This window comes from Micromonospora sp. B9E7 (assembly GCF_039871815.1).
Taxonomy (GTDB): domain Bacteria; phylum Actinomycetota; class Actinomycetes; order Mycobacteriales; family Micromonosporaceae; genus Micromonospora.
In genome coordinates, this window is record NZ_JBDPLX010000019.1 from 43,171 (window position 1) to 66,128 (window position 22,958).

22 protein-coding genes are annotated in these 22,958 nt (G+C 71.3%); 12 read left to right on the forward strand and 10 right to left on the reverse strand.

Annotated elements, in window-relative coordinates; translation table 11 throughout:
* Window positions 1-18 precede the first annotated feature (18 nt).
* Entirely contained in the window at window positions 19-300 is a 282-nt protein-coding gene (locus tag ABGB10_RS25455) for a DUF4229 domain-containing protein (protein ID WP_347663475.1), read from the forward strand.
* A 105-nt stretch (window positions 301-405) separates the two neighbouring features.
* On the opposite strand, the gene ABGB10_RS25460 is transcribed toward ABGB10_RS25455, so the two are convergent.
* Window positions 406-1,743, reverse strand: coding sequence for a C39 family peptidase (locus ABGB10_RS25460; protein WP_347663476.1), 1,338 nt, complete (start codon window positions 1,741-1,743; stop codon window positions 406-408).
* Window positions 1,744-1,954: 211 nt separating this feature from the next.
* Here ABGB10_RS25460 and ABGB10_RS25465 point away from each other — a divergent pair, with 211 nt between their 5' ends.
* The 4 genes from ABGB10_RS25465 (at window position 1,955) to ABGB10_RS25480 (ending at window position 7,191) form a co-directional block, all read left to right on the forward strand.
* On the forward strand, window positions 1,955-3,832 hold the full coding sequence (locus ABGB10_RS25465; protein ID WP_347663477.1) for a M14 family metallopeptidase: 1,878 nt from the start codon (window positions 1,955-1,957) through the stop codon (window positions 3,830-3,832).
* Window positions 3,833-4,185: 353 nt separating this feature from the next.
* Window positions 4,186-5,115 (forward strand): ABC transporter substrate-binding protein, encoded by a 930-nt coding sequence (locus ABGB10_RS25470; protein ID WP_347663478.1) that lies wholly within the window; start codon window positions 4,186-4,188, stop codon window positions 5,113-5,115.
* Window positions 5,116-5,263: 148 nt separating this feature from the next.
* Window positions 5,264-6,298, forward strand: a complete 1,035-nt coding sequence (locus tag ABGB10_RS25475) for an iron ABC transporter permease (protein WP_347663558.1) — start codon at window positions 5,264-5,266, stop codon at window positions 6,296-6,298.
* Window positions 6,299-6,351: 53 nt separating this feature from the next.
* Window positions 6,352-7,191 (forward strand): ABC transporter ATP-binding protein, encoded by an 840-nt coding sequence (locus ABGB10_RS25480; RefSeq protein ID WP_347663559.1) that lies wholly within the window; start codon window positions 6,352-6,354, stop codon window positions 7,189-7,191.
* Here ABGB10_RS25480 and ABGB10_RS25485 read toward each other — a convergent pair.
* The 5 genes from ABGB10_RS25485 to ABGB10_RS25505 all read right to left on the reverse strand — a co-directional run bounded on the left by ABGB10_RS25485 (window position 7,141) and on the right by ABGB10_RS25505 (window position 10,632).
* Window positions 7,141-7,905 carry a VOC family protein gene (locus tag ABGB10_RS25485; protein ID WP_347663479.1) on the reverse strand — a complete coding sequence of 255 codons (765 nt, stop codon included), beginning with the start codon at window positions 7,903-7,905 and terminating at the stop codon, window positions 7,141-7,143. The genes ABGB10_RS25480 and ABGB10_RS25485 overlap by 51 nt on opposite strands.
* 94 nt (window positions 7,906-7,999) lie before the next feature.
* Entirely contained in the window at window positions 8,000-8,737 is a 738-nt protein-coding gene (locus tag ABGB10_RS25490; RefSeq protein WP_347663480.1) for an ABC transporter permease, read from the reverse strand.
* 10 nt (window positions 8,738-8,747) lie between these two features.
* Window positions 8,748-9,689: an ABC transporter ATP-binding protein gene (locus ABGB10_RS25495; protein WP_347663481.1), complete on the reverse strand. Its 942-nt coding sequence runs from the start codon at window positions 9,687-9,689 to the stop codon at window positions 8,748-8,750.
* Entirely contained in the window at window positions 9,686-9,997 is a 312-nt protein-coding gene (locus ABGB10_RS25500) for a transcriptional regulator (RefSeq protein WP_347663482.1), read from the reverse strand. The genes ABGB10_RS25495 and ABGB10_RS25500 overlap by 4 nt, the downstream gene beginning before the upstream one ends.
* On the reverse strand, window positions 9,994-10,632 hold the full coding sequence (locus ABGB10_RS25505; protein WP_347663483.1) for a transporter: 639 nt from the start codon (window positions 10,630-10,632) through the stop codon (window positions 9,994-9,996). Before ABGB10_RS25505 ends, ABGB10_RS25500 begins: the two co-directional genes overlap by 4 nt.
* 135 nt (window positions 10,633-10,767) lie before the next feature.
* Here ABGB10_RS25505 and ABGB10_RS25510 point away from each other — a divergent pair, with 135 nt between their 5' ends.
* Genes ABGB10_RS25510 through ABGB10_RS25525 form a run of 4 tightly spaced genes read left to right on the forward strand, consistent with a single transcriptional unit; the run spans window position 10,768 to window position 13,123 of the window.
* Window positions 10,768-11,172: a type VII secretion target gene (locus ABGB10_RS25510; protein WP_347663484.1), complete on the forward strand. Its 405-nt coding sequence runs from the start codon at window positions 10,768-10,770 to the stop codon at window positions 11,170-11,172.
* Window positions 11,169-12,095: a WXG100 family type VII secretion target gene (locus tag ABGB10_RS25515; RefSeq protein ID WP_347663485.1), complete on the forward strand. Its 927-nt coding sequence runs from the start codon at window positions 11,169-11,171 to the stop codon at window positions 12,093-12,095. Before ABGB10_RS25510 ends, ABGB10_RS25515 begins: the two co-directional genes overlap by 4 nt.
* Before the next feature lie 10 nt (window positions 12,096-12,105).
* Window positions 12,106-12,507: a YbaB/EbfC family nucleoid-associated protein gene (locus ABGB10_RS25520; protein WP_347663486.1), complete on the forward strand. Its 402-nt coding sequence runs from the start codon at window positions 12,106-12,108 to the stop codon at window positions 12,505-12,507.
* 4 nt (window positions 12,508-12,511) lie between these two features.
* Complete coding sequence (locus tag ABGB10_RS25525; protein WP_347663488.1) at window positions 12,512-13,123, forward strand: hypothetical protein; 612 nt, start codon at window positions 12,512-12,514, stop codon at window positions 13,121-13,123.
* 196 nt (window positions 13,124-13,319) lie between these two features.
* Here the strand turns inward: ABGB10_RS25525 and ABGB10_RS25530 are convergent, their stop codons facing one another.
* A complete protein-coding gene (locus ABGB10_RS25530; RefSeq protein ID WP_347663489.1) occupies window positions 13,320-15,614 on the reverse strand; it encodes an AAA family ATPase in 2,295 nt (764 codons plus the stop codon).
* A 611-nt stretch (window positions 15,615-16,225) separates the two neighbouring features.
* Entirely contained in the window at window positions 16,226-17,476 is a 1,251-nt protein-coding gene (locus ABGB10_RS25535; protein WP_347663490.1) for a DUF222 domain-containing protein, read from the reverse strand.
* A gap of 446 nt (window positions 17,477-17,922) precedes the next feature.
* On the opposite strand from ABGB10_RS25535, the gene ABGB10_RS25540 reads away from it, so the two are divergent.
* From ABGB10_RS25540 to ABGB10_RS25550, 3 genes are read left to right on the forward strand one after another with little or no spacing between them, the layout of a single operon-like run.
* Window positions 17,923-18,507 carry a winged helix-turn-helix domain-containing protein gene (locus ABGB10_RS25540; protein ID WP_347663491.1) on the forward strand — a complete coding sequence of 195 codons (585 nt, stop codon included), beginning with the start codon at window positions 17,923-17,925 and terminating at the stop codon, window positions 18,505-18,507.
* A 42-nt stretch (window positions 18,508-18,549) separates the two neighbouring features.
* Window positions 18,550-19,935, forward strand: coding sequence for an MFS transporter (locus ABGB10_RS25545; RefSeq protein WP_347663492.1), 1,386 nt, complete (start codon window positions 18,550-18,552; stop codon window positions 19,933-19,935).
* Window positions 19,887-20,738: a menaquinone biosynthesis protein gene (locus ABGB10_RS25550; protein WP_347663493.1), complete on the forward strand. Its 852-nt coding sequence runs from the start codon at window positions 19,887-19,889 to the stop codon at window positions 20,736-20,738. Before ABGB10_RS25545 ends, ABGB10_RS25550 begins: the two co-directional genes overlap by 49 nt.
* A 92-nt stretch (window positions 20,739-20,830) precedes the next feature.
* Here the strand turns inward: ABGB10_RS25550 and ABGB10_RS25555 are convergent, their stop codons facing one another.
* Together ABGB10_RS25555 and ABGB10_RS25560 are read right to left on the reverse strand one after the other, a co-directional pair.
* A complete protein-coding gene (locus ABGB10_RS25555; protein ID WP_347663494.1) occupies window positions 20,831-21,793 on the reverse strand; it encodes a hypothetical protein in 963 nt (320 codons plus the stop codon).
* Window positions 21,793-22,779, reverse strand: a complete 987-nt coding sequence (locus ABGB10_RS25560) for a hypothetical protein (protein ID WP_347663495.1) — start codon at window positions 22,777-22,779, stop codon at window positions 21,793-21,795. The genes ABGB10_RS25555 and ABGB10_RS25560 overlap by 1 nt, the downstream gene beginning before the upstream one ends.
* Window positions 22,780-22,958: the final 179 nt, after the last annotated feature.

The window sequence follows — 22,958 nt, forward strand, 5'->3', positions numbered from 1 at the left end:
GAGAACGGAGTGGTGCGGGTGAGCGCCGCGCTCAAGTACACGCTGGGCCGGATCGGGCTGTTCGTCGCCGTACTGGCGGGCCTCTGGCTGATCGACATGAACGTGTTCCTGAAGCTGATGTTGGCGTTGGTCTTCTCCGCCGCGCTCTCCTTCTTCCTGCTGCGCGGTTGGCGGGACGAGATGGCCGGAGAGATGGCCGACGCGACCGAGCGCCGCCGTTCGGAGAAGGAACGCCTCCGCTCCGCCCTGGCCGGCGAAGACCAGGACCCAACCACCCCGCCCACCGACTCTTCACGGTGATCAAGAGGTTTGCGTCACCGGAGGCTGAATCCGTGACGCAAACCTCTTGATCACCGACGCAAGGGGCGGGGGCAGGGCCGTGCGGTGCGGTGTGGGGGTGGGGGCCTACCAGTTGGTGGAACCGGGGACCTTGGGCCAGGGCTTCGACACCGGCTTGATCAGGTACGCGATGCCGCCCGAGCCGCCGGAGGTGCCCCCGCTGGCGTTGGTGCGCTTGGTCCGCAGCCAGATCTGTTCGAACTGCGCGCGCTTGTAGACGTTGCGCACCACGTCGTTGCTGGACGAGGCGGGATCGTTGACGATCACGTCGCCGTCGGCGGTGAAGCCGACCACCACGAAGAGGTGCCCGGAGGTGCCGTAGTTCGCGCCGTCCAACTCGCTGGCGAGGAAGGACTGGCTGGTCACGACGGGGATGCCGGCGGCGATGAAACGCTCCAGCTCGTCCAGCGAGTGCAGTCGGGTCACCCGTCCCTCCAGGCCCGGGAAGCTGGCCGCGTACGCGGTGTTGAACGGCCAGTTGCCAGCGCCGTCGTACGCGTAGTCGTAGGTCATCCGGGCCGCGTGGTTGACCGTCGGGTCGGGGTAGGTCGGGTCCACCCAGGAGGTGTCGGCCTCCGACGGCTTGCGACCCCAGTACTCGACCACCATCTCCGTGGAGGTGGGTGAGCACCACGCCTCGCCGCCGCCGTCGTACTCGGGGTAGTGCCCGGCGTGCACGTTCTGCGAGTAGCGCGGCACCGGCAGCTCGACGCCCCACGCGATGTGCCCGGCGCTCGGCGTCACGGTGAACCGGTCCGGCACGGTGGAGCTCATCGCGCCGAGCATCCGGACCACCGGTGCGGCGGTCTGCCCGGGTGCCCGGTAGAGGGTCAGCTTGAGCTGGTACGACCGCAGCAGCACTCCGGCGGCGGCGTCGTCGATGCTGAAGGTGTCGGTCCAGATCGTCGACCAGGGATCGCCCTGCCGTTCGACGCTGGTCCGCTTGATGTCGGTGTCGCCGGACGCCCAGCGACCCAGGACGTACCACGGGGTCTCGTCACCGCTGGTGTAGCTGCCCTGCATCTCCACCTGGATCCAGGTGCCGGCGGGGGTTTCCGCGTTCCACGAGGCGATCAGCTCGGTGGCGTCGAACCCGATCCGGGTCACCGGTGAGGTCCAGGTGCCGTACTCCCAGGTGCGGGTGGCGCCGGTGTGCGGGTCGGCGTACTCGGTGGTGCCGGCTGGCCGGGCCAGGGTGAGGCCCGCTCGTGCGCCGGGCACCACGCGGGTGCCGGACCGGTCGCCCCGGTGCCAGTCGGCGGGCCCGGACCAGTCCTGGAAGGTGATCTGCTCGTCGTGGCTGACGGCGGGCGGGCGGGCCGCCGTCGCGGGCGCGGCGGTGGCGAGCAGGGTGAGCGCGGTGACGCCGGCGAGGGCGGCCGCGTGCAGGCGGGATCTGGCCATGGGGGCTCCGCGGTGTCGAGAGGGGCATCGTCGCTGGTCAGTTTTCCGCCTGGAGAGAAGTTTCGCCAGATGTTCGTGGTTGGAAAATCATTGCCGCCGAGATGATCGGCTCGGGATGGAGAAGCCAGCGATTGATATTGATATGACCATGTGACAGGTGGTGAAGTGTCCTTCACCGAGCGGGATCTCCCGCCCATCGAGGAGGTAGTCCATGGCCCTCCGCACGCCCTTTCCTCTCCGCCGCGTCCTGGTGCTCGCCGTCGTCACCGGACTGGGAATCGTCACCGTCGCCACCGGTCCGGTCGCCGCCCAGCCGGCACCGGACCGGACCGCCGAGCCGGCCGCCGCCAGCTACCGGGTGCTCGGGCCCCGGACCCTCGCCGACCGCAACGCGGTGGCCCGCACCGGAGCCGCCATCGACTACTCCGAACACGGCGTGCTGCACATCTCGGCCACCGCCGGTGAGGCCGCCGCGATCGGCAAGCTCGGCTTCCGGCTGGAACCCCTGGCTCCGCCGCCCAACGCCGAGCGCGGCGCCGGTGAGATCGGCACGCTCGCCTTCCCGCCTGCCGACTCCAACTACCACGACTACGCGGAACTGACCGCCGTCGTGAACCAGGTCGTCGCCGACCATCCGGCGATCGCCCGCAAGATCAGCATTGGTACGTCGTACGAGGGCCGCGACCTGATGGCGGTGAAGATCTCCGACAACGTCGGCACCGACGAGAGCGAACCGGAGATCCTGTTCAACGCCCAGCAGCACGCCCGTGAGCACCTGACCGTCGAGATGGCGATCTACCTGCTCAACCTCTTCACCGACAGCTACGGCGGCGACTCCCGGATCACCAACATCGTCAACAGCCGGGAGCTCTGGATCGTGCCGACGGTCAACCCGGACGGCAGTGAGTACGACATCGCCACCGGGTCGTACCGGTCCTGGCGCAAGAATCGGCAGCCCAACAGCGGCTCGTCCAACGTCGGCACCGACCTCAACCGCAACTGGTCCTACAACTGGGGTTGCTGCGGCGGCTCGTCCGGCAGCACCTCGTCGGAGACCTACCGGGGTCCGTCGGCGTTCTCCGCCCCCGAGACGCAGGCGTTGCGCAACTTCGTCAACGGCCGGGTGGTCGGTGGCGTGCAGCAGATCAAGGCGAACATCGACTTCCACACGTACTCGCAGCTCGTGCTCTGGCCGTACGGCTACACCACCGCGAACACCGCGACGGGCATGAGCGCCGACCAGTACAACACCTTCGCCACCATCGGGCAGCAGATGGCGGCCACCAACAACTACACCCCGCAACAGTCCAGCGATCTCTACATCACCGACGGGGACAGCATCGACTGGATGTGGGCGACCCACAACATCTGGGCGTACACCTTCGAGATGTATCCCGGCTCGTCCGGCGGTGGTGGCTTCTACCCGCCCGACGAGGTGATCCCCGCGCAGACCTCGCGCAACCGGGAGGCGGTGCTGATGCTCAGTGAGTACGCCGACTGCCCGTACCGGGCGATCGGTAAGCAGACGCAGTACTGCGGCGGTGGTGGTGGCACCACGGTCTGGTCGGACACCTTCGAGACGGCCACCGGCTGGACCATCAACCCGTCCGGCACCGACACCGCCACCCTCGGCGCGTTCGAACGGGGTGCCGCCCAGGCGACCACGTCCTCCGGCGCCAAGCAGCTCACCCCGTACGCCGGCTCAAACGACCTGGTCAGCGGCCGGCTCGCCGGTTCGGGGGCCGGTGACCACGACGTCGACGGCGGCGTGACCAGCGCCCGGTCGCCGGCGGTGACCCTGCCGTCGTCCGGCACGCTGACGCTCTCGCTGGCCTGGTACCTGGCGCACGGCTCGAACGCCTCGTCGGCGGACTACCTGCGGGTGAGCGTGGTGCACAACGGCGGCACCACCGCGCTGCTCACCCAGGCCGGCGCGGCAACCAACCGTAACGGGAGCTGGGCGGTGGCCAACCTGAACCTCAGCCCGTACGCCGGCCAGTCGGTGCGCATCCTCGTGGAGGCGGCGGACGCCTCCGGCGCCAGTCTGGTGGAGGCGGCTGTGGACAACGTCACCATCACGTCCTCCTGATCGGGTGGGGCCCCGCTCCGCCCGGCGGGGCCCCACCACCCGCTCCCGATGGTCTGTATCCGGGACATATCCCGCACCGCGCGGCGGCACGGTCGATCGTCCGGCGCCGATCGAACCTTGGTCGATCCGGCACGTCGGGAGGGTGCGCTACCGTCTTAGCGACCAGTCCGCAGCGAAGCCGGTGCGAAACCCGGCGCTGTCCCGCAACTGTGATGCCCCACCCCGGTGGGGACGAGCCAGGTCGCCTACGGATCGGTCGCGATACGCGCTCTCGAGGAAGGGCGCCTCGTGGGCGGGCGTACGAAAGTCCCTGTCGGCGAAGCACCACACTCCTCGACCGACAGGAGGCCCCCATGTTCAGACGTACCCCCCGGCTCTTCGCCGCGACCCTCGCGGTCGCCGCGCTCGCCCTCGGCGCCTGCGCCGAGAAGGCCGACGACAAGCCGAGCGCCGGCACCGCAGCCGCCGCCTACCCGGTCACGGTCGGCGCGCTCACCCTCGACAAGCGTCCCGAGAAGATCGTCGTGCTGTCGCCCAGCGCCACCGAGATGCTCTTCGCCATCGGCGCCGGCCCGCAGGTGACCGCCGTCGACGACCAGTCGAACTACCCGGCCGACGCGCCCAAGACCGACCTCTCCGCCTACCAGCCGAACGCCGAGGCGATCGCCGGCAAGAACCCCGACCTCGTGGTGCTCTCCGACGACCGCAACAAGGTCGTCGACCAGCTCGGCAAGCTGAAGATCCCGGTCTACCGGACCCCGGCGGCGACCACGCTCGACGACTCGTACCGGCAGATCACCGAGCTGGGCATGCTGACCGGGCACGCGGACCAGGCCACCGACGTGGTGACCCGGATGAAGGACGACATCGCCAAGCTGGTCAAGGATCTGCCTCAGCGCGCCGAGAAGCTCACCTACTTCCACGAACTGGGTCCGGAGCTGTACAGCGCCACCAGCAAGACCTTCATCGGCTCGCTCTACAGCCAGGTCGGGCTGACCAACATCGCCGACCCGGCCGACGCGGACGGCAAGAACGCCGGCTACCCGCAGCTGTCCCAGGAGTTCATCGTCAAGGCCGACCCGGACTTCGTCTTCCTGGCCGACTCCAAGTGCTGCCAGCAGAACGCCGACGCGGTCAAGGCGCGCAGCGGCTGGGCCGGGCTCACCGCGGTAAAGAACAACCAGGTGGTCGCACTTGACGACGACATCGCCTCCCGCTGGGGCCCGCGCGTCGTCGACCTTCTCCGGGTCATCATCGACGCGGTCGCCAAGGTGCCCGCGTGACCGTCGTCCGTCGGTGACCGGGCCGCGACCGGTGTCCGATCCGGCACCAACCAGTCGGCCGGCCGAGACGCCGCCGTCGTCTGAGCGGGCCGAGCCTCCTGCCGAGGCCCGGCCCGCCGGGCTGCCCTCCGTGGCCCGGCCCGCCGGGATGCGCAAGCGTTGGCTGGTCGCCGGGGTGTTCGCGGTGCTCGTCGCGCTCGTCGCCGGGGTGTCGCTCGGCCCGGTCAGCCTGCCCGCCGGCAGCGTCGCCGCCGAACTGCTCAACCTGATCCCGGGCGTCCACCTCGACAGCGGGCTGTCCGAGCGGGAAATCGCGATCGTCACCGAGTTGCGGCTGCCCCGGGTCGTACTGGCCCTGCTCGTCGGCGGCCTGCTCGCCCTCGCCGGCGGCTGCTACCAGGGCGTGTTCCGCAACCCGCTCGCCGACCCGTACCTCCTGGGGGTGGCTGCCGGCGCCGGCCTCGCGGTCACGGCGGTGATCGCCCTCGGCGGCGCCGGCCGGGAGGGCTCGATCTCCGGGCTGCCGATGACCATCCCGTTGGCCGCGTTCGCCGGTTCGCTGCTCGCCGTGGCGATGACCTACGTGCTCGGCGCGGGCGGAGGGCGCAGCAACTCACCGGCGATGCTGATCCTGGCCGGGGTGGCGGTCTCCGCGTTCCTCTCCGCCGGGCAGACGTACCTGCTGCAGAAGCACGCCGACAGCATCCAGCCGGTCTACTCCTGGCTGCTCGGCCGGCTCGCCACCGCCGGCTGGCACGACGTGCTGCTGGTGCTGCCGTACGCCGCGCTGACCACCGTGGTGGTGCTGCTGCACCGCCGCGAGCTGGACGTCCTCGCGGTGGGTGACGACGAGGCGAAGAGTCTGGGCCTGCACCCGCAGCGCACCCGCTACCTGTTGATCGCCGCCGCCTCCCTGGGCACCGCGGCGGCGGTCTCCGCGACCGGCCTGATCGGCTTCGTCGGCATCATCGTGCCGCACACCGTCCGGCTGCTCGCCGGGTCGAGCTACCGGGTGATCCTGCCGTTGTCGCTGCTGTTCGGCGGAGCGTTCCTGGCCCTGACCGACGTGGTGGCCCGCACCGCCGCCGCTCCGGCCGAGGTGCCGATCGGAGTGGTGACCGCCCTGCTGGGCGGCCCGTTCTTCGTCCTGGTGCTGCGGACCGCCCGGCGGGTGCTCACGTGAGCCGCGAGCCCGCCGCCGGCCCGGGCCCGTCCGTCGCCGGTCCGTCCGGCGGCGTGCCGGCCGTCGAGGTGCGTGGGTTGCACGTCGACCTCGGCGGCACGCCGATCCTGACCGGCGTCGACCTCACCGTCGCCGTGGGCGAGTGGGTCACCGTGATCGGCCCGAACGGCGCCGGCAAGTCGACCCTGTTGCGCGCCGTCGGCGGCCTGCTGCCCGCGCCGAGGGCGATCACCCTCTTCGGTACGCCGAGCACAGCGCTGCGCCGCCGGGACCGCGCCCGGGTGGTGGCCACGGTGGCGCAGTCCCCGGTGGTGCCGCCCGGCATGTCGGTGCTGGACTACGTGCTGCTCGGCCGGACCCCGTACATCCCGACGTTGGGCCGGGAGTCGACGGCCGACCTCGACGCCGTGCACGAGGTGCTCGGGCGGCTGGACCTCACCGGCTTCCACCGTCGCGAGCTGGCCACCCTCTCCGGCGGCGAACGGCAGCGGGTGTTCCTCGCCCGAGCGCTCGCCCAGGGCGCGACACTGCTGCTGCTCGACGAGCCGACCAGCGCACTCGACATCGGTCACCAGCAGGAGGTGCTGGAACTCGTCGACCAGCTACGCCGTGAGCACGGCCTGACCGTCCTCGCCACGATGCACGACCTCTCCCTGGCCGGCGAGTACGCCGACCGGATGGTGATGCTCGCCAGCGGTCAGGTGGTGGCCGCCGGGACCCCCTCCGAGGTGCTGACCGAACACCTGCTCGCCACCCACTACCGGGCCAGCGTCCGGGTGGTCCCCGGCACCCACGGCCCCCTGGTGGTTCCCGTCCGGCCCACCCCCCGCGGGGCTCGTGGGTCAGGGGCCGAGGTCGATGACGGAGAAGAGGGCGCCCTGGGGGTCGCGTAGGGCGGCGAACCGGCCCGCCGGGATGTCGCGGGGCGGGACCAGGATCGTGCCGCCCAGCTCGGCGGCGCGGGCCGCGGCGGCGTCCGCGTCGGTCACGGCGAAGTACACCGTCCAGTACGCGGGCAGGTCAGCCGGGAAGTCGTCGGCCAGCGGCGGCATCATCCCGGCGACGATCTGTGTCCCGAGCCGCCAGCCGGTGTACGTCATGGGACCTACCGCCTGGTCGTCCGGCTGCCAGCCGAACACCAGCTCGTAGAAGACCTTCGCGCCCTCCGGGTCGGGGGTGACAAGTTCGTTCCAGCTCATCGCGCCCGGCACGTTGAACACTTCGGCGCCGCTCATCGCCAGCGGCTGCCAGACGCTGAAGGTGGCGCCGGCCGGGTCGGCGAAGACGGCCATCCAGCCTCGGTCGAAGACCTCGAACGGCGGCACGACGACCTGCCCGCCGGCCCGTTCGACCCGTCCGGCGACCAGCTCGGCGTCGTCGGTCGCGACGTACGTCGACCAGATCGGCACCTGGTCCGGGATCGCTGGCGGCCCGGCTCCGGCGACCGGCCTGCCGTCGAGCAGGAAGACCGTGTAGCCGCCCGCCTCGGGTTCCGGCGTCACCCGGCCGGTCCAACCGAACAGCTCCGGGTAGAAGCGTCGCGCGTCGCCCAGGTCCGGGGTGGCCAGGTCGGCCCAGCAGGGCGTACCCGGCGGGACGGTGCTCACGTCAAGACCCCTCTCGGCCGGGGCGACCATTGCGGTCCCCTGCCGGAATCCTGGCACCGTCCCGCCGCAGCTCGGGGCGGAAACGGACGAATCGTCAGCTGAACCGGCGACCCTCGTCCCGTCGGTACGCCCAGCCGGCGAGCGCGGCGAGGACCACCACCCAGACACCGAGCATGATCAGCGCCAACGGTTGGACGCGGTAGTCGCCGACCGCCGCCCACATGAGCTCGGCCGCGCCCCTGGTGGGCAGGAACGGCGCGATCGTCTCGATGAACCCGGGTGCGTCGCCCGGCGCGGAGAGCAGCCCGCCGCCGAACGCCAGCGGCAGGAAGACGACCTGCGCGACGACGATCGCCGCCTTGCTCGGCAGCGAGTAGCCGATGGCGAGACCCATCAGCGTGAACGGCACCGAGATGACGGCCACGGTCCCGATGGTCAGCAGGAACGCCGCCGGGGTCACCTGGGCCGCGGTCAGTGTCCCGCCGATCACGACGACCGGGATCAGCGAGAGGTACGTCAGCGCCAGCCCGGCCAGCACGCGGCCGGCGAAGCGGGGTGCCGGCCCGGCCGGCAGGGTCCGGGTGTACGGGTTCCACGGCTGGTCGCGGTCCTCGGCGACACCGACGCCGTACTGGAAGATGTTGGCGCTCATCACCGAGAAGGTGATCATCGACGCGGTGGCGAAGGTGGCGCCGGCCGAGTCGTCGCCGGCGAACGGCACCACGAAGAAGATCATGGCGGCGGCCGGGAAGAAGGCACTCCCGAAGACCGCCACCGGAATCCGGATGATCTCCAGGAGTTGGTATCGGGCGTGGATCAGAGCGAGCTGCACGGCGGCCTCCTCAGACGGTGGTGGGTCGGCCGCCGGTGACGGCGGTGGCGGGTTGGTCCTCGGCGGTGGCCTGGTCCGCGGTGGACCCGCCCCCGCTGGTGATGGCGAGGAACGCCTCCTCCAGCGAGGTCGGTCGTACCTCCAGGTCGGTGAAGGCCGTTCCGGCCGTGACCAGCGCTCGGACCAGTTCGTCGGCGTCGGTGGTGAGCAGGTGCAGCCGGCCGTCGATCCGCTCGGTGCGGACGACCCCGGGCAGGTCGGGCAGGTGGTCGGCGACGAGGCTGACCCGGCGTACGCCGACGATGCCGCGCACGGCGTCCACCGTGTCGTCGGCGAGCACCCGGCCCTGCCCGATCACCACCACCCGGTGGGCCAGCGCCTCCACCTCCTCCAGGTAGTGGCTGCTCAGCAGCACGGTGCCGCCGTCGTCGTGGAATGCCCGGATCGCGTCCCACAGGGTGTGCCGGGCGGCGACGTCCAGGCCGGTGGTGGGTTCGTCGAGCAGCACCAACCGGGGTCGGCCGACGAAGGCCAACGCCACCGCCAGTCGACGGCGTTGCCCTCCGGAGAGCCCACCGGTCTGCCGTCGGGCAAGGTCGCCCAGGCCGAACTGGTCGAGCAGTTCGGCGCGGGGTATCGGGTCGGGGTAGTGCGCGGAGACGAAGTCGACGACCTCGCCGACGCGCAGCGTGCCCGGCAGGCCGGTCTCCTGTGGGGTGACCCCGATCTGCCGCCGGCTCGCTGGATCGCGGGGGTCGCCACCGAACAGCTCGACCCGCCCCGAGCTGGGGCGACGCAGGCCGACCAGGAGGTTCATCAGGGTGCTCTTGCCGGCGCCGTTCGGCCCGAGGAGGCCGACCAGCTCACCGGCGGAGACTTCGAGGTCGACGCGGTCGAGGGCGAGGACGTCGCCGTACCGGCGGCTGGCCTGGTCGGCGCGGGCGAGGGTCATTGAAACTCCTTCGACGGGGTGGGGTCGAGCAGGGCGCGGATCGCTGCGGTGTACTCCTCGAACGCCAGCCGACCCCGCCGGGTCAGTCGGACCAGAGTCGCCGGGGTGCGTCCACGGTGGGTCTTGCTGATCTCCACGTAGCCGGCGTCCTCCAGCTTGCGCAGGTGCACCGAGAGGTTGCCGGCGGTCATTCCCAGCAGCTCCTGCAACCGGGGGAAGGTGATCTTGTCGCCGTCGTCGAGCGCCGAGAGAGTGGCGACCACCCGCAGCCGGGCCTGCACGTGGATCACGGGGTCCAGTTCGGTCACGACCGGAGTCGCTGTCGCCGCCGGGCGAGTGCGCCGGCCACCAGGATCCCGCCGCCGCCGGCCACCGACACGACGAGCGCGTGCCAGCCCGGCCCGGCGAACGCGCCGGCCAGGTTGATCACGCTGATCCAGACGCCCAGCCGGAACAGGTCCCGGTCCAGCCAGATCGCTCCGCCGGCCATGTGCAACGCGCCGGTCAGCCCGACAGCCGTCGCCGACCAGAGCAGCGCCGCCAGGTCGTGTGGCAGGTGCTCGGTGATCCGGCCGAGCCCCGCGTAGACGCTCACCGATCCGAGGCCCCAGGCGCACCCGTACCAGCCGCCACGCCGCGCGGAGTCTCCGCTCAACTGGCCGTAGGCCCGGGTGCTGACCACCGCCTGGACCGCGGCCGCGGCCAGGAGCAGCGCGAAGAGGACGGCCAGCGGCAGCCAGCCCGGCAGTCGGAGCAACTCTCTCTCGCCGGGGGAGAACTGCAGGAAGAAGAGCCCGAAGCCGACCAGCCAGGCGACTCCCCACGGCCAGTAGAGCAGGCGGGCGTCGGGCTGGATCCGGCGTGCCGCCGCGGACCGCTGGTCCTGGATCAGCCGCAGCGCCGCCGCGGCGTCGGGGGGTGGAAGGTCATCGTCTAGGTCCACGCAAACTACTTTACGGCACAAAGTCCAGCCGCGATGCCCCCGACGTCGCGGGCGGGGTCACCGAGTGCGGCGAGCAGTGCCTATGGTGGGGAGTCGTAGCGGCTGATCCGTCGCACAGGACACAGGGGAGGGTCCGTGTCGAGCCCGAGCAGAGAGCTGGAGGTCCAGCCGGAGGCGCTGACGGCGTTCGCCAAGGCGTCCACCGACCGGGCGGCGCGCTTTCGCGAATTGCACCGCTCCTTCGGCGAAGGGCACGTGCCCCGGCACGCGTTCGGGGTGATGCCGGCGTCGTTCAGCCTCGCGGCGGCGTACGCCGAGCAGTTCGAGGCGTGCCTGCAAGGGCTGGCAGACGGTGCCGAGGTGATGGCGGACATCGCCGAGGGGCTCGACGACACCGCCGGCGCCTACACCGGCACCGACGTGGCCAACACCGACATGTTCGTGCCCGGCCGCCCGGCCGCTCCCGACGTCATCGCACCGGGCCCCTGGTCGCCGGGCACCTCGTCTCCCGGCGGCGCGAGCGGGCAGGTGCCGGCATGAGCACCGAGGCGTTGACGCGCAACAAGACCTACTTCGAGCAGATCGTCTCCGGCACCCCCGATCCGTTCAAGCCGCTGTCCAATGCGGTGCTCTGGCCCTTCGAGCAGCTCCTCGAACTCGTCGCCGGCGAGCCGGACGATCTGATGCGCGCCGCTCAGCTCTGCCTCGACACCGGCGCGGCGGTCCGCGAGATCGCCGGTGAGCAGATCCAGCACCGGGCCCGCCTCCGGGGGGCCTGGTCGGGTGATGCCGCCGAGAGCTTCCACGCCTCGATGGAGTCGGTGGAGGAGGCCATCGAGGAACTGGCCAAGGGGTTGGACGGCACCAAGGAGGTGCTGGTCGACGCTGCCAACGCCGCAGTCGACGCGTTCAACCTGCTGGTCGAGCTGATCCTCGAGTTCCTGCTCTGGTTCCTCACCGAGGTGATCATCGCGGCGGTGGCAGCGGCGCTGAGCGCCGGCATTTCGCTCGCGGCGACGGTCGTCCGGGTGTTGGCGCGGCTCGCCACCACCGTCGGGCGGATGGTCAAGATCGTCGCGCGGTTCGCCGAGATCCTGACGAAGCTGGCCGCCAAGATGCAGGAGGTCGCCGCGCTGCTGATGCGTTACCGCCGCGCGGTCCTGGAGATCCGCAAGGCGAAGAAGGCGTACAAGGTGTGGAACAAGTCCGGTTGGACGGCCGAGGGCAGGGCGTTCCAGATCGAGAAGTTCAAGACGCTCTTCCCGGGCAAGTTCGTGATCAACCAGGTGTCCCCGGTCAACATCCCCGGCATCGGTGGCGCCCTTCTGGACACCGGCGTCGGCCTGCACGACATCTCCGACGGCACGAAGGATCGCAACTACCTGGTGGACGGCACGTACCGCGAGGATCTGGGCCCCTACACCAAGGGCGTGCAGAATGTCTTCGACTCCATCCTGACCTGAGGGGACCGACATGACCTTTCCCGGTCTGGACCGCATCGAGGCGCTGGCCCGCAACCTGGACAGCTGGCAGCGCGAGCTGGCCGGCAAGATGACCGAGCTGGAAGACAGCACCGCCGAGGGCGTGAGCGACTCCGGCCTGGTCCGGGTCACCGCTGCGGCGGACGGCACGATCGTCTCGACCGAGGTGAACGCCCGGGCGATGCGCCTCGACTCGTACACCCTGGCCGAGGAGTTCACCGCCGCCGCCAAGCGTGCCCAGGAGGCGGCCGCCGCCCGGGTCCGCGAACTGGTCGGTGAGGTGATCGCCGACGCGCCTGGCGGCGGTCGACCAGCCGAGAGCAGTCGACCGGCCGAGAGTAGTCGACCGGCTGGAGGCGGCCAGGTGCCCGACGACCGCCCGGATTGGTACTGAGCCGGTGACGGACAACAGCTACCAGGAACGACTCAGCCAGCTCGTCGAGCCGGGCGAACGTGTGCTCGCCGTCGCGAAGACGGAGATCGCCCAGGGTGCCCGACCGGCAGAGATGCCCGCTACCGGGAGCCCGGAGTCGTCCGCCGGCGGTCGTGGTGGCGTCGTCTCCGGCGTCCTGCTCAACCTGATCTCGCCGTTGATCTCCTTCTCGGCGGGAGACCGGCTCGTCGACCGCATCATCTACGGGGTCGCCGGGCGGGGCGCGCCGGGTTCGGCCGCGTCCGCCCTGCAACACTCCCGACGCCCGGTGCCGCCGGCGACCACGATCGAGGACACCATCCTCGCCGTCACCGACCGGCGGTTACTGGTGTGCGCCTCCGGGCCGACGAAGCTCTGGTCCAGCCAGGCCGACGACGAGAGGGCCGCAGCCCAGACCCAGGTGGTCTGGTCGGCGCCCCGAGCCGCCGTGGCCAACGCTCGGGTGGGCTGGCACCGGCTCAACCCCAAGCGACTCCGGATCGAGTTCACCGACGGCTCCTGGCTGGCATTCATCGTGCCGATCGCCGAGTCCGGCAAGCCGTTGCGCGAGATCGCCGCAGCCCTCACCGGCCGCTGACCCGCGCGGTGGGTTTGCGGTTGGCGGCGTGCTGACCCGCGCGGTGGGTTTGCGCTTGGCGGGGTGCTGACCCGCGCGGTGGGTTTGCGGTTGGCGGCGTCCGGACCCGCGCGGTTCGCCGGCCTTGGCGGCGTGCTGACCCGGCGCGGGGCGCCAGCCCTTGTCGGCAGCTGGCCCTCGTCAGTGGCTGGCCCGATCAGTGCTGCGCAGTCGACAGCGGCGCCGTCGGCAGCGGCTCCGTCGACAGCGGCTCCGTCGGCAGCGGCGCGGGCAGCGGCTCGTGGTGCAGCACCGCCAGTCGGGACACCGCCCGGGTGAGCACCACGTACAGCCGGTGCAGCCCGCGCGGTTCGGCCGCGACGATCGCGGCCGGCTCGACCACCACCACGTGGTCGTACTCCAGGCCCTTGACCAACGTCGCGGGCACCACGGTGACCCGCTCCGCGGTCGCCACGTCGTCGGCGGTCGCGGTCGCGACACCGGCGTCGGCGAGCGCCGCGCGCAGCCCGTCGACCGCGTCGTCCGCGGCGATCACACCCACCGAGCCGTCGTGCGCGAGGGCCGCACGCACTTCCGCCACCGTCGCCGAGGTCAGGTCGGTCACGGTACGCACGTCCAGGCCGCCGTCGTGCCGCAGCGACTCAGCCGGCGGTACGTCCACCGCGAGCGCCGGGAGGAGCAGGTTCGCGAACGCGACCACCGCGGCGGGCACCCGGAAGCCGATCGTCAACGGGACCACCACAGCGTCCGGCTTGCCCAGGTGGGCAAGGGAGACCTTCCAGTCCGTGGCCGCCCACGGCGCGGTGCCCTGGGCGAGGTCACCGAGAAGGGTGATCGAGCCGTGCTCGCTGCGGCGGGCGATGGCCCGACACTGCATCGGGGACAGGTCCTGTGCCTCGTCCACCACCACGTGCCCGAACCCGGAGGGTCGTTCGAGCAGCCCGGCCGCCTCGTCGATCAGCACCGTGTCGGCGGCGGTCCAGCGGGTCGCCTTCGGGGTCCGAGCCGGCTTCTCCCACACGAGTAGGGCCTGCTCGGCGTCGTCGAGCAGGCCGTCCGCCGCTACGGCGAGTCGACCCGGGTCGGAGAGTAGGCCGTGTACGAGCCCTTCCGGAGTGAGTGCCGGCCACACCGCGTCCAGGAAGTCGGTGACCGGTCGGCAGCGGCCCATCCGGCGCAGCCAGGCATCACCGGGCGACTCGGCCCGGCGGGCTTCGGCCTGCCGTTGCAGCAGGCTCACCACCCGGGCCCGGACCCGTTCCCGGCCGGTGCTGTACGGCAGCCCTTCCCGGCGCGTCTCCTCGACGATCCGGTGCAACGGCTCCAACCCGATCCGCCACCGGAACGAACCGTCCGACACGGTGATCGACTCGGTCGGCGTACCAATCTGTGCCCGCACCGCGTGTCGCAGCACGCGCGCCATGCGTACGTCGTGCTTCAGTGCGGCGACCGCCGGCACCTCGACCGCCCGCACCGGCACCCGAGAAATCAGCTCCTCCACTGTGGCCTGCTCGACCTCGACCTCGCCGAGCGCCGGCAGCACCGCCGCGATGTACGACAGGAACGCCCGGTTCGGCCCGACGATCAGCACGCCCGCCCGCCGCAGTCGCTCCCGGTGCAGATAGAGCAGGTACGCGGCCCGGTGCAGCCCGACCGCCGTCTTCCCCGTGCCCGGTGCGCCCTGCACGCAGATCGAGTCGGCCAGGTCGGCCCGAACCAGCTCGTCCTGCTCCGGCTGAATGGTGGCGACGATGTCCCGCATCGGCCCGACGCGCGGCCGCTCGATCTCGGCGGTGAGGATCCGACTGGTCGTACCGAGTTCCTCGCCCCGATCCAACCGCTCATCTTCGAAGCTGGTCAGCACCCCGTTGCTGAACCCGAACCGCCGCCGGACCGCCACCCCCTGCGGATCCCGGGCGCTGGCTCGGTAGAACGACCGGGAGACCGGCGCCCGCCAGTCCAGCACCAACGGTTCGCCGCGTTCGTCGGTAACGTGCCGCCGCCCCACGTGGTACCGCCGGCCGTCATGATCGCTGCCGCTGCCGCTGCCGCTGCCGCTGCCGCTGCCGCTGGTGGCTGTGTCATCGGCTGTCGCGTTGCTGGCGGTTCGACCGTCGGTGGTTTTGCTGCTGGTTGTCTGGCTGCCGGTGGTGCTGCTGCCTTTGGTGTCGCTGTCCTTGGTGTCGCTGCCTTTGGTGTCGCTGTCCGTGGTATCGCTGTCGGTGGTTTCGGGATTCACCGTTCCCGCGAAGTCGAGGCGACCGAAGAAGAGCGGCGTGGTGGGGTCGTCCGCCAGCTCGGCCACCCGGCGGGCCAGTGTGCGGCCGAGCGTCTCGGCTGCGTAGGCATCGCCGGCAACCTGGTCACCGCTGGCGAAGAGAGCTTCGGCCCGCTCCCGCATCCGGCGTAGCGCTGCCCGCGAGGTGGCGAGGTGAGCGCGTTCGGCGGACAGATCCGTGTCGAGGTGGGTGTCGAGATCAAGTGCGGGCATGCTGACGTCCCATCGTTCACATCTGCTGCGCGCTCGCGTGTCCGGGGGCGGATGGCCGCCGGCCCGGCGCGAAGACGTCCGTTCCGGTGCAGCTCACCTTGGCCGTCAAGCGGCCTGCAACCCTACGCGCCCACCGCGGTTCCTTCCACCGAATTACCCACACGACCACCCGTGCGAGATGGCGTGTCGCCGGGCGAGCGGTGCACTGGTGCGCGTGTCGCCCCGGTGGGCCGGCGCTTGTGATGTGGGTGTCGCCGGGGTGGGCGGTGCCGTTGGTGCGCCTGTCGGCGGCTCGGCCGGTGCTGTGGATGTTGGCGTGTCGGCCGGTGCCGTGGTCCGGGTGTCGCCGGGCAGGGTTGCCCGGGCGCGGGCACGCGAACGTGGGGAGGGGTGAGGTGGAAGGGCAGGGCGCGAGCGCGGGCACGCGAACGCGGGGAGGGGTGAGGTGGAAGGGCAGGGCTGCGCGAGCGCGGGCAGGCGAACGCGGGGAGGGGTGAGGCGGGCGGGTAGGGGAGCGCGGACGTGTGAGCGCGCCGATGTGCTGGTGGCGTCGAGGATCGACCCAGGTGGTTGGTCCCGGTGTCGGGGTGGCGGAGGCATGTTTGCCGGTATCAGCAGCGCCGGTGGTAGAGGTTGCGCCGTGGTCTCCGCAGCGGGTCGAGCCAGCTGGGCGGGAGGAAGTCGGGTCGACCGTCGGGCGCGATGCGGATCGTCCAGTCGCCGCGGTGGACGAGCCGGTGGTGGTAACCGCAGAGCAGCACGGCGTTGCCCAGTGCTGTCACACCACCGTCCGCCCAGTGCCGGACGTGGTGACCATCGCACCATCGGGGCGGCCGATCACAGCCAGGAAAGGCGCAGCCGCCGTCGCGTAGCACCAGTGCACGGCGCAACGGCCCGCTGAAGAGCCGGCGCTGACGTCCGACGTCCAGGACCTGGCTGTTGCCGCCCAGCACCGCAGGCAGCACGCCCGCGTCGCACGCGAGACGGCGGATCGCGCCGGGCGTGAGGGATTCGCCGGTCTCCAGGGTGCCGGCGCGTACGCCGTTGACCAACTCGTCCAGCGAGACGGTCACCACGAGCTGCGGCCGGTCGCCACCGTTGTCGGGCAGCTCACCGGTGCGCAGCGCGAGCCGACAGACCTCGCCCAGCGCATCCGCCCGGCGCTGGCCAGGACTGCGGTCATCGTGCTCACCGGCCGGGGTGCAGAGCGGATCGATCGCCTCTCGCAGCAGGCTGGCGGTTTCCGTGTCGAGGTTGCCGCTGAGGCGTACCTGCCCGTTCTGCTGCTCGGAGAGCGTGACATGCCGGCGGGCCTCGGCGCGCTCGGTGGCGCGTTTGAGGGCGGCCAGCTCAGCCTGGTCGGCCAGGTCCGGTGCGACGTGCGTGAGGACGCGCTCCCCGAGCCGGCTCAGGATGGTCGGATCGAAGCGGTCGGCCCAGTCGACCAGCAGCTGGGTGGCCTTGTCCGCCACCTCCGGGCCGGCCTCCGGTGGAAGGGCGGCGATCGTCTCGGCCACCACCCGACCCTGCTCGACGGACATCGCACCGCTGAGCAGCGCGTCACGCACCGCCGGTGGGGCGTCGTCGACGGTGCTGGCGAGCTGGACCAGTTGGCGGGCGGATCGACTGGTGAGCCGGAGCCGCTCCCGCAGCCAGGTGGCAGTGGACGAGGCGCCCTGGGCGACCGCCAGGCCGCGACTGTCCAACTCGCGCACCAGGCCGAGCTGGACGGTGGCCAGCCGCTGCGCCAGCACGTGCGCCGCGTCGAGCGACGCGAGCAACTCGTCGTCGGCGAGCCCCCACAGCGAGGCGTGGGCGCAGTCGTCGACGGCATCGCCTGCCTGCGCCAACGCCCTCAACATGAAGACAGAATAGAACGCATGTACGACACTTTCGATCCGCGTTGATCAATGCTGACCAGATGCATTGTCGGGTCGTCTCGGTCGGCCGGCTGCTGTTCGCTGTGCGGAGGTGTGAGGCGGCAGGGTCGACGGCGGGCGCGGCGCAGGGCGGGACGGACGCGGCGGACGGACGTGACGGGCCCCGTGGGCAAGCTCCGGGCAGAGCAATGCGCGAGCGCGGCATCGCCCACGCCGCCCGCCGCGTGCCGCTGGCCCGCGCTGCTTGCCGCGTGCCGCCCGCCGCGTGCCGCCCGCCCGCGCTGCTTGCCCGTGCGGCCCGCGCCGCGCCACCCCCGTGTGCCACGCCGCCTGGGCTGCTGTCGAAAGCTGGGGCGATCGCCGAAGAGGCCAGGTCGGCCGACGCGGGGGTGGTGGCGGGTCGGGAGGCCGGCCGGGATCATGGGGTCATGACCGATGCCCGCCCCGATTCACGTCGGATGACGATCAGTGACCCGCAGGTGATGCGGGCGATGGCGCATCCGGCCCGGATTGCGATCATGGAGTACCTGAACAGCCGCGAGAGCGGCGGGACTGCCACCGAGTGCGCCGAGATCGTCGGGCTGTCGCCGAGCGCCACCAGTTATCACCTGCGGGCGTTGGCGAAGTTCGGTCTGGTCGAGCAGGCGCCGAGTCGTGGGGACGCGCGCGAGCGGCTGTGGCGCGTGTCGAGTTCGAGTGTGCTGGTCGAGGCCGGTCGTGATGCCGGGCCTGAGGCGCGCGCCGCGGAGCAGGCGCTGGTGGAGGCGCATGCGGTCCGGGGTATGGAGCGGACCCGGGACTGGTTGCGGCGCGCCGGGGACGAGCCGGCGGAGTGGTACGACACGGCGCTGTTCACCGACACGTTGCTGCTGCTGACCGCCGAGGAGTTGAGCGGGCTGAACGAGGCGGTCATGGCGCTGCTTCGGCCGTACCAGGCGCGACGGCGTCAGGCCGATCCGCCCTCGGGGGCGCGTTCGGTCGCTGTGCAGTACCGGACGGTGCCGCTGGCCTGACGCCCCTTGCGCGAACAAGTTGTGAAGGATTATTTTCGAAGTATGTCCTTCACAACTGAGGCATCGCGCTGGCCGGACGTCTGGCTCGCCGCCACCGCGCGTGGCACCACGATCTGCGGCGATTTTCTGGCCGCTACCGCGCTCGCGCTGGCGTTGCAGGGTGCCGGTGCGGGAGGACTTGCCGTCTCGGGGCTCCTGCTCGCGGCCACCCTGCCTCTGGTCGTGCTCGCCCCGCTCACCGGTCGGCTCGTCGACCGGGTGGACAGCCGCGCACTGCTGGTGACCGTTGGTCTTGCGCAGGCGGTGATCTGCACGCTGCTCGCCGTCGCCGAGCACCCGATCGTGGTCGTGAGCCTCGTCGCGCTGCTCGCCTGCGGGCTCGCGGTGACCCAGCCCTGCCTGGCGGCGCTGTTGCCAGCGATGGTCCGCCCCGCTGACCTGCCACGGGCCAGTGCGATCAGTCAGAACGCCGTCTCCCTCGGCGCGCTCGGTGGGCCGGTGCTGGCCGGCCTGCTGGTGGGGCAGTTCGGCACCCGCGTACCCCTGCTTCTCGATGCCGCGACCTACCTGGCGCTGGTGGTCGCGGGCCTGCTGCTGCGGACCCGGCGTGGAGGCCGGCGGCCCGCCGCCGTCGTGGCTGGGCAGGCGGGAGGGTCCAGCCCTGACCGCACGGCCGACCCGAGGGGTACGAACCTGGGCTGGCGACTGCGTCGTGACCCGCTGATGCTGGTCATGGTCACGAGCACCGCGGTGGTGATCGCGGCGATCGGCGGCATCAACGTGATCGAGGTCTTCTTCATCCGGGAGACGCTGCACGGTTCGGCGACCACCTACGGCCTGGTGGGTGCGGCCTGGATGGCCGGCATGCTGCCCGGTAGCTGGCTCGCCGCGCGACTCGCCCGCCGGTTCGACGACGACGCGGCTCTCATCCGTGGGGTACTGGTGAGCCTGGCCGTGTGCAGCCTGCTGGTGCTGTTCGCCGCAGGGGTGCCGACGGCCGGTGTGCTGGTGCCGCTCTGGCTGGTGGCTGGCGCGGCGAACGGCGGCGAGAACGTCTTCGCCAACCTGCTCACCAGCCGCCGGGTGCCGGAGGCGATGCGCGGCCGGGCGTACGCCAGCTACGGCGCGGCGGTGCAGGGTGGCTCGATGGCCGGCTATCTGATCGGCGGCGCGCTGCTCACGGCTGTTCCGCCCCGCCCACTGATCGCCGGAGCGGGCGTGGCGGGTCTCCTGGTGGTGCTGGTCTTCGTGCCGGTCGTTGCCCGCGCGGTACGACGGCCGTCGTCGGGCGAGGCCGACGGGCGACACCGCGGTGCGGGGTTGGCCACTTCGGGCCGGCCCGCCGAGCCGGCGCGGGAGGCCGGGGATACGGTCGGGTCATGGTTGAGCGCATCGCACGCCCGCGGGTCGGGCACATCCAGTTCCTGAACTGCCTGCCGATCTACTGGGGTCTGATGCGCTCCGGTGCCCTGCTCGACGTCGACCTGCACAAGGATTCGCCGGACCGGTTGAGCGCGGCACTGGTCGCCGGGGACCTCGACATCGGTCCGATCACGCTGCTGGAGTACCTGAAGCACGCCGACGAGTTGCTGCTCCTGCCGGATCTGGCGGTGGGCAGTGACGGGCCGGTGCTCTCGGTCAACATGGTCTCCACCCGACCCCTCGACGAGTTGGACGGCGCCCGGGTGGCGCTCGGCTCGACGTCGCGGACCGGGGTCATGCTGGCCCAGCTGCTGCTCACCGAGCAGTACAACGTGCGGCCCGAGTACTTCCGTTGCCCGCCGGACCTGACCCAGATGCTGCTGGAGGCCGACGCCGCGGTGCTGATCGGGGACGTGGCGCTCCGGGCGTACTACGAGGCGCCGCAGCGGGGTCTCACCGTCACCGACCTCGGGCAGGCGTGGCGGGAGTGGACGGGGCTGCCGATGGTCTTCGCGGTCTGGGCGGTCCGCCGTGACTTCGCCGCCGCCCACCCGGGCATGGTCAAGGAGGTGCACGAGGCTTTCCTGCGCTCGCGGGACCTCTGCCTGGCCGAGTTGGACCAGGTCGCCGCGGCGGCGGCGCGCTGGGAGACGTTCGACGCGGCAACCCTGGCCACGTACTTCCGGACCCTGGACTTCTCCCTCGGTGAACGCCAGGTCGCCGGTCTGCGCGAGTGGGCCCGGCGGGCCACCGCGATCGGCGAGGCACCGGCGCTGCCGGACGGCGGCCCGGAGTTCTTCGCCGGCTGAGCGAAGACCGGACCCGACCGCGCGGTGGGCCGGAACGCGAGCCGCCCGACCAGCAGCCTGGTCGGGCGGGGCGACGGGAAGGTGAGCGCGGCTCAGACGCCGGGGCGCAGCAACGCCTCGGTGATCTTCTCGCAGTTCTTCATGCCGTAGTCGTAGCCCAGGTTGATCGGGTACTTGACCATCACGCCCATCGTCCAGGTGTCGCCGATGGCCAGGCAGTTGATGTGCATCTCCTGCTCTTTGGTCCGGTCGATCCACCCGTTCTTGATGGCGATCTGCTTCTGCTCGGCGGCCGGGAAGGCCTTGCGGATGCCGAAGTCACCGGCGCCGCGCACCAGCTTCATCTCGTTGAGCAGCCACTTGGTCCACTTCGGCCCGGCGGCGGTGCCGGTGGCGATGCAGTTGCCCAGTCGGGCCGTGTCCCGCGGGGACAGTGCCGTCCGGGACCAGCCCTTGTCGGGGGCGACGCTGCTGTCGGTCAGCTTGCACATGGAGATGAGCCGCTTGATCGAGGCGTCCCGGCCGACCTGGTTGTAGAACTGTTCCGCCCGGGTGTTGTCGCTGTCCCGGATGATCCGCGTCGCGTCGGCTAGCTTCGCGTCGCTCGGGGTCTGCCCGACGTCGGCCGAGCGACGCAGGTAGTCGGCGACGATCCACGACTTGATCATTGAGGCGGTGGTGCTGGTCTCGCCCATGTTCTTGGAGCCGATGATCTGCCCGGTCCGGCGGTCCAGCACGCTCCAGGAGTACCAGCCCTCGATGTCCAGGTCGAGGTTCTTCGCCACGAACGGCAGCGGCTCCAACGAGGGGCTGGGGCTCGGCGACGGTGGGGCCGGCTGGCGGGCGCTGCGGTCGGTGGCCTTACCGGTGGACCGATCGCTTGTCGTCGTGCCGGCGTCGCCCCACTTGGCGGCGGCAGCCGACTCGAACGGCGACCCGGGCAGCAGCCGCAGTGACACCAACACCAACCCGATCAGAATGACCGCGATCGCGACCAGCCGAAGCGGGGATGCGTCAGCGCCCTGGCGCCGGGTGGCCCGACGGTTGCCGGCCATCAGAGCTTCCCAACCGGCTGCTGCGGCACCTTGAGCGCGGCACCGGGCTGCGGGGTGACCAACTGGGTCGCCACGCTCGCACAGACCTTCGCGCCGTAGTCCAGACCGCTGCTCTGCGGATAACGCAGCATCACCGCGAGGCTCCACTTGTCGTTGACGGCCAGGCAGTTGACGTGCCAGTTGCCGTCGTAGTTGATCGGGGTCCAACCGTTCTTGATGCTGACCGGGCCCTGAGCGGTGATCGACTTGGGCAGGCCGTCGATGATCCCCCAGCGGCCACCGCCGGATTTGGGCTTCTGGTCCTTCGCGGCGGTGGTGCCCTTGACCTTGCTCATCTGGTCCAGCACCCACGCGGTCCACTTGGGTCCGGCGGCCTTGCCGTCCGCGATGCAGTCGCCGAGCCGGACCGCGTCGCGGGGGGACATCCGCGTGAAGCTCCACCAGCCGGTGTACGGCTCGACGTTGCCGCGCTTGGTGTCGGTCAGCCCGCAGATCTTGATAGCCCGCTGGATCACCGCGTCGGGCGTGCTGCTCTTGGATGCCTTGTACGAGCCGCCCGCGGCAGCGTGGACCTTGTTGGCCGCAGTGTCGTTGCTCTCGACGATGGCGAGCCGGGCCGCCTCCTTCAACGCTGCGGTTGGCTCCTTGTCCTTGAGCTGCCGCAGATAGTCCGAGACGATCCACGCCTTGAGCATCGACTCGGTCGAGCTGGTCGCGGCCATGTTCGGTGATCCGGAGATCTTGCCCGTCTGCCGGTCCAGCAGTGCCCAGGAGAAGAAGTCGCCCTTGAAGGTCACCGACACCGGGCCGGCCGCCAGCGTGGGCGGCGGTGGTGGGGCGGGCGCGGGCGCGGCGACGGTCGAGGCGCCGCCTCCGCCTCCGCTGCTGTCGCCGTCGGAGAGCCGGGCGTACGCGGCGGGGACCAGGAGGACGCCGCCGAGCAGCACCGCCGTTATGGCGAGCACCATGGTCACGCGGGATCGCATGAGTGGGTGAGCTCCAGGTGTCAGGGCCGGGGGGACCGGCTTGTTGTCCGGAAGGATCGGCCGATCGCCGAGGCCGGGGGAGGTGGCCTCTGTCCTTCGCGGCAATCGTCTGAAGCCGATCGGTGTGACGGCGAAAGTCTACGTCCGGTTGTCGGACCCGCCAGACCTCGACACTAGGC

What these genes read in the sequence shown, in the direction of transcription:
- ABGB10_RS25460 (WP_347663476.1), bottom strand. Translation starts at nt 1,743, where the DNA reads ATGGCCAGATCCCGCCTGCACGCGGCCGCCCTCGCCGGCGTCACCGCG.
- ABGB10_RS25465 (WP_347663477.1), top strand. Translation starts at nt 1,955, where the DNA reads ATGGCCCTCCGCACGCCCTTTCCTCTCCGCCGCGTCCTGGTGCTCGCC.
- ABGB10_RS25470 (WP_347663478.1), top strand. Translation starts at nt 4,186, where the DNA reads ATGTTCAGACGTACCCCCCGGCTCTTCGCCGCGACCCTCGCGGTCGCC.
- ABGB10_RS25475 (WP_347663558.1), top strand. Translation starts at nt 5,264, where the DNA reads ATGCGCAAGCGTTGGCTGGTCGCCGGGGTGTTCGCGGTGCTCGTCGCG.
- ABGB10_RS25495 (WP_347663481.1), bottom strand. Translation starts at nt 9,689, where the DNA reads ATGACCCTCGCCCGCGCCGACCAGGCCAGCCGCCGGTACGGCGACGTC.
- ABGB10_RS25515 (WP_347663485.1), top strand. Translation starts at nt 11,169, where the DNA reads ATGAGCACCGAGGCGTTGACGCGCAACAAGACCTACTTCGAGCAGATC.
- ABGB10_RS25520 (WP_347663486.1), top strand. Translation starts at nt 12,106, where the DNA reads ATGACCTTTCCCGGTCTGGACCGCATCGAGGCGCTGGCCCGCAACCTG.
- ABGB10_RS25530 (WP_347663489.1), bottom strand. Translation starts at nt 15,614, where the DNA reads ATGCCCGCACTTGATCTCGACACCCACCTCGACACGGATCTGTCCGCC.
- ABGB10_RS25535 (WP_347663490.1), bottom strand. Translation starts at nt 17,476, where the DNA reads ATGTTGAGGGCGTTGGCGCAGGCAGGCGATGCCGTCGACGACTGCGCC.
- ABGB10_RS25540 (WP_347663491.1), top strand. Translation starts at nt 17,923, where the DNA reads ATGACCGATGCCCGCCCCGATTCACGTCGGATGACGATCAGTGACCCG.
- ABGB10_RS25545 (WP_347663492.1), top strand. Translation starts at nt 18,550, where the DNA reads ATGTCCTTCACAACTGAGGCATCGCGCTGGCCGGACGTCTGGCTCGCC.
- ABGB10_RS25550 (WP_347663493.1), top strand. Translation starts at nt 19,887, where the DNA reads ATGGTTGAGCGCATCGCACGCCCGCGGGTCGGGCACATCCAGTTCCTG.
- ABGB10_RS25555 (WP_347663494.1), bottom strand. Translation starts at nt 21,793, where the DNA reads ATGGCCGGCAACCGTCGGGCCACCCGGCGCCAGGGCGCTGACGCATCC.
- ABGB10_RS25560 (WP_347663495.1), bottom strand. Translation starts at nt 22,779, where the DNA reads ATGCGATCCCGCGTGACCATGGTGCTCGCCATAACGGCGGTGCTGCTC.